Here is a 4,562-nt window from a genome sequence, read left to right on the forward strand (position 1 = left end):
GAAAGGTGATGAATCAGGTGAATGAAGCGACGACGGACGTTTCCGAGCGGGAACTGGTCATGGAGCGCGTCTTCAACGCGCCGCGCGAACTGGTCTTCAAGGCCTGGACGGAGCCGGAGCACCTCGCCCACTGGTGGGGGCCGAAGGGCTGGACGCTGCCGGTCTGCACGGTAGACCTGCGGCCGGGCGGCGAATGGCACTACTGCATGCGCGGCCCTGAAGGCGAAGAGTCCTGGGGCAAGGCGACTTACCGCGAGATCGTCCCGCCGGAGCGATTGGTCTACGTCGACACCTTCTCCGACGCCGAGGGCAACGTGAACCCGGCGCTGCCGCAGATGGTGATCGCAGTGGAGTTCTTCGAGCATGAGGGCAAGACGAAGGTCGTCAGCCGTAGCTTGTTCGCCACGGTCGAAGAGCGCGATACGGTGCTGGCGATGGGCGCGGTCGAGGGGATGAACGAGACGCTCGACCGCCTGGAAGCGTACCTGGCGGGACAAGAAGAGTAATTCGTAGATTTCGCAGATTAAGAGAAAGAGGCTCACGCAAAGATCGCCAGGAACGCAAAGAAGAACTATTTTGCGTTCTTGGCGTCCTTAACGCTCAAGGAGAAAGAACCATGTCTAAGTTAACCGTGATCGCAGAGCCGGGCAAGCAGGAGATCGTTATCACCCGCATGTTTGACGCGCCGCGCGAATTGCTGTTCACAGTGATGACCGACCCGCAACACGTCCCGCACTGGTGGGGGCCGCGCGGCATGACGACCATCGTGGATAAGATGGACGTGCGCCACGGCGGCGTCTGGCGCTTCGTCCACCGCACGCCGGACGGCGAAGAGTCCGGCTTCCGGGGCGTCTATCACCGTGTAGCCCCCAATGAACAGATCGTCCAGACGTTTGAGTGGGAAGGAATGCCGGGCCATATCTCCCTGGAGACAATGACGCTCGAGGACGACAACGGCCGGACGCGACTGCGGGCCGTCGCCGTCTATCAGTCGATCGCCGACCGGGACGGCATGCTCGGCTCGGGCATGGAAGGGGGCATGGCCGAGACGTATGATCGCCTCGAAGAACTTGCCGCCGAACTGCTGCGTGTGGCCGTCTAATCTCCTGGAACAACCTTTCCTTAACCCGCTTGCGGCGACCGGCCGAACGGCTTATCATTGCCGCAACTGATTTAAGAGGAATCCACAGATTACACAGATTGGTCGTTAGTCGCTTGTCACCAACGACGAACTACCAACGGCCCTGAATAAATCTGGGAAATCTGTGGATTCCTCCGGAGTTGTGATGGCAAGAGAGACAAAGACGATCACGGTCGTGCAGTGCGCCAAGCTGGGCGCGGAGTTGCCGGCGCTCGACCGGCCGCCCTTCCCCGGCCCGCTGGGGCAGCGCGTCTACAACGAGGTATCGAAGTACGCCTATGGCCTCTGGCAAGACCAGGCGCGGCTGATCATCAACCACTACGGACTCAACATGGCCGATCCGCGCTCCCAGGAGTTCCTGTTCGAGCAGATGGAAGCCTTCCTGTTCGAAGAGGGGCCGGAGGCAGGCGTGGCCGGCGCGCCCATCGCTGGCGGCAAGGGCGGCCCGGCGCGCAAGTGAGCGCCGCCACGCGCCTATGAGCCAACCGGGCAACATCTTGCTGCTGGCCTGCTACGAGTTGGGCCACCAGCCGCTGAGTCTGGCCTGGCCGGCAGCCGTCTTGCGCCAAGCGGGTTTCGAGGTGACGGCCGTCGATCTGGCCGTCGATCCCCTGCCTCAAGAAGCGGCGGCGCAAGCCCGCTTCGTGGGCGTCGCCGTGCCTATGCACACCGCCCTGCGCCTGGGCGTGCGCGCCGCCGAGACGATGCGCGCCCTGAACCCGACCGCCCACCTCTGCTTCTTCGGCCTCTACGCCTGGCTCAACGCCGACTATCTGCTCGCCGGCGTGGCCGATTCGGTCATTGCCGGCGAGAGCGAGGCGGCGCTGGCGGAGTGGGCGGCGCAAGTGCTGGCGACCGGCGCGCTGGCGTCCCCGCCAGCCGGCGTCAGCACGCGCGAGCGGCGCGGGCAGCCGGAACTGACCCGCCTGGCCCTGCCCACACCCGACCGGCGCGGCCTGCCCGATCTGTCGCGCTACGCCCGCTACCTGGCCGATGGCCGCTACCACCTGGCCGGTTACGTTGAGGCCAGCCGCGGCTGCCTCCACACCTGCCGCCACTGCCCGATCACGCCCGTCTATAGCGGGCGCTTCTTCGTCGTACCGGCCGAGTCGGTGCTGGCCGACGTGCGCCAGCAGGTCGCCGCCGGCGCGGAACACATCACCTTCGGCGATCCCGACTTCCTGAACGGGCCAGGCCACGTGCTGAAGATCGCCCGCGCCCTGCATGCCGAATTCCCCCATCTGACCTTCGACTTCACGACCAAGGTGGAGCACATCCTCCAGCACCGGGCGCTCATGCCTGAGTTGCGAGCACTGGGGGCCGCTTTCGTCGTCTCCGCCTTCGAGAGTGTGTCCGACGACGTGCTGCGCCAACTGCATAAGGGGCACACGCGCGCCGGCATGGATGAGGCGCTGGACGTGCTTAATGCCGCCGGGCTGCCGGTGCAGCCGACGTGGCTGCCCTTCACGCCCTGGACGAGCCTGGACGACTACCTCGACCTGCTGGCCTGGATTCGCGCGCGCGACCTGATCGCCCACGTGCCGGCCGTGCAACTGTCCATCCGGCTGCTCGTCCCGCCGGGCAGCGCCCTGCTCGACGACGCCGGCTGGCTCGGCCCGCTCGACGCGGCCAACTTCACTTACACCTGGCGGCATCCCGACCCCTGCATGGACGAGTTGCAGCGGCGGGTGGCGGCTGTGGCCGAGCGCATCCCCGAGCCATATGAAGCGTTTGCCGCCATCGAGCGGCTGGCCTACGGGCTGGCCGGCCGGCGCGCGCCGGCCCCACTGGCGGCCTCCCTCAAGCCCACCCCCCCCCGGCTAACCGAAGATTGGTTCTGCTGAGCGGAGCCGACAGCCGATCAGGTTGATCGGCTTTAGCGGAATGCAGGGGAGCGGGGGCGCAGGGGAGCTGGGGCCGTTGTAGAAGATGGAAACACCTTGTCATTCGACGACCGACAAGCGCTCAACCACCAGCGAGGCACCTACCCGGTTGGCGAACACCATGGAGCGATCATGAAAAGAGTCAGCTTGCTATTCATCGCGCTGTTGGGCGCGTTTTTGTTGGCCGGCGGGGCGCGGGCCTCGGCGGCCTGGACGGCTAAGACGGAGCCGGCGCTCGCCGCCGCGCTGGCCGGCGGGGGCGAGGCGGAGTTCCTGGTCGTGCTAAGCGAGCGGGCCGACCTGAGCCGGGCCGCGGCGCTGGGCGACAAGACGGCCCGCGGCCGCTTCGTCTACGAGACGCTGGCCGCCACGGCGGCGCGGTCGCAGGCCCCGCTACGGGCGCTGCTCGACGCGCGGGGCGCGACTTACCGCGCCTACTGGGTCGCCAACATGATCTGGGTGCGCGGCGACGCCAACCTGGCGCGAACGCTGGCCGCGCGGCCGGAGGTGAGCCGCGTCTATGCCAACACCCCGCAGCGCGCCGCCCTGCCAGAGCCGAGCCTAACCGGCCCGCGCGCCGCCACAGCGGTCGAGTGGAACGTTGCCCACGTCGGCGCGCCGGAGGTCTGGGCGCAGGGCTACACCGGTCAGGGCGCGGTCATCGGCGGCCAGGATACCGGCTACGATTGGACCCACCCCGCCCTGCGCGACAGCTACCGGGGCTGGAACGGCAGCGCCGCCGACCACGACTACAGCTGGCACGATGCCATCCACGAGGACACCCTGCCGACGAATGACGACAACGAGTGCGGCTACGGCTCGCTCGCGCCCTGCGACGACAGCAGTCACGGCACGCACACAATGGGCACAATGGTCGGCCAAACGCCACAGTCGAGCATTGGCCTGGCCCCCGGCGCGAAGTGGATCGGCTGCCGCAACATGGAGAACGGCGTGGGCACACCGGCCACCTACACCGAATGCTACGAGTGGTTCATCGCCCCCTACCCCGTCGGCGGCGACCCGTTCACCGACGGCGATCCAGCGCGAGCGCCTGACGTGATCAACAACTCATGGGCCTGCACCCAGGGCGAGGGGTGCACCGCGCCGGACGTGCTGCGGGCGGTCGTGGAGGCGGTGCGCGCGGCGGGCATCCTGAGCGTCCACTCGGCCGGCAACGAGGGCGGCGCCTGCGCCTCCATCGGCAACCCGGCCGCCATCTACGACGCCTCCTTCACCGTGGGCGCGACGGACAGCCAGGACGTGATCGCCGGCTTCAGCAGCCGCGGGCCGGTTCTCGTGGACGGCAGCAACCGGCCCAAGCCCGATATCGTCGCGCCGGGCGTCGGCATCCGTTCCAGCGTGCCTGGCGGCGGCTACGGCTGGAGCCAGGGAACCAGCATGGCCGCGCCCCACGTGGCCGGACTGGCGGCGCTGCTCATCTCGGCCGAGCCGGCGCTGGCCGGCCAGGTCGACGAACTGGAGCGGATCATCACTACGACCGCGGTGCGACGGACAACCACCCAGGGCTGCGGCGGCGA

General features: G+C 67.8%; 5 protein-coding genes. All 5 read left to right on the top strand.

All coding sequences use genetic code 11. The annotated features are described in order from the left end of the window. Nucleotides 1-8: 8 nt before the first annotated feature. The gene (locus tag ACE3UY_RS11485) at nucleotides 9-506 is read left to right on the top strand and encodes an SRPBCC family protein (RefSeq protein ID WP_374687668.1); all 498 of its coding nucleotides are present in this window, start codon (nucleotides 9-11) and stop codon (nucleotides 504-506) included. A 110-nt stretch (nucleotides 507-616) separates the two neighbouring features. After that, nucleotides 617-1,102, top strand: coding sequence for an SRPBCC family protein (locus ACE3UY_RS11490; RefSeq protein ID WP_374687664.1), 486 nt, complete (start codon nucleotides 617-619; stop codon nucleotides 1,100-1,102). A 184-nt stretch (nucleotides 1,103-1,286) separates the two neighbouring features. Next, nucleotides 1,287-1,601 carry an oxidative damage protection protein gene (locus tag ACE3UY_RS11495; protein WP_374687665.1) on the top strand — a complete coding sequence of 105 codons (315 nt, stop codon included), beginning with the start codon at nucleotides 1,287-1,289 and terminating at the stop codon, nucleotides 1,599-1,601. A 16-nt stretch (nucleotides 1,602-1,617) separates the two neighbouring features. Further along, on the top strand, nucleotides 1,618-2,985 hold the full coding sequence (locus tag ACE3UY_RS11500; protein ID WP_374687666.1) for a CUAEP/CCAEP-tail radical SAM (seleno)protein: 1,368 nt from the start codon (nucleotides 1,618-1,620) through the stop codon (nucleotides 2,983-2,985). Between the two features lie 171 nt (nucleotides 2,986-3,156). Continuing rightward, nucleotides 3,157-4,562: S8 family serine peptidase (locus ACE3UY_RS11505; RefSeq protein ID WP_374687667.1), on the top strand; the 1,406-nt coding region annotated here is incomplete at its 3' end.

Source organism: Promineifilum sp. (SeqCode), assembly GCF_041918635.1.
Lineage (GTDB): Bacteria > Chloroflexota > Anaerolineae > Promineifilales > Promineifilaceae > Promineifilum.

Bases quoted from the DNA above. Each gene is read 5' to 3' on its own strand.
- ACE3UY_RS11495 (WP_374687665.1), top strand. From the start codon at position 1,287: ATGGCAAGAGAGACAAAGACGATCACGGTCGTGCAGTGCGCCAAGCTG.
- ACE3UY_RS11485 (WP_374687668.1), top strand. From the start codon at position 9: ATGAATCAGGTGAATGAAGCGACGACGGACGTTTCCGAGCGGGAACTG.
- ACE3UY_RS11500 (WP_374687666.1), top strand. From the start codon at position 1,618: ATGAGCCAACCGGGCAACATCTTGCTGCTGGCCTGCTACGAGTTGGGC.
- ACE3UY_RS11490 (WP_374687664.1), top strand. From the start codon at position 617: ATGTCTAAGTTAACCGTGATCGCAGAGCCGGGCAAGCAGGAGATCGTT.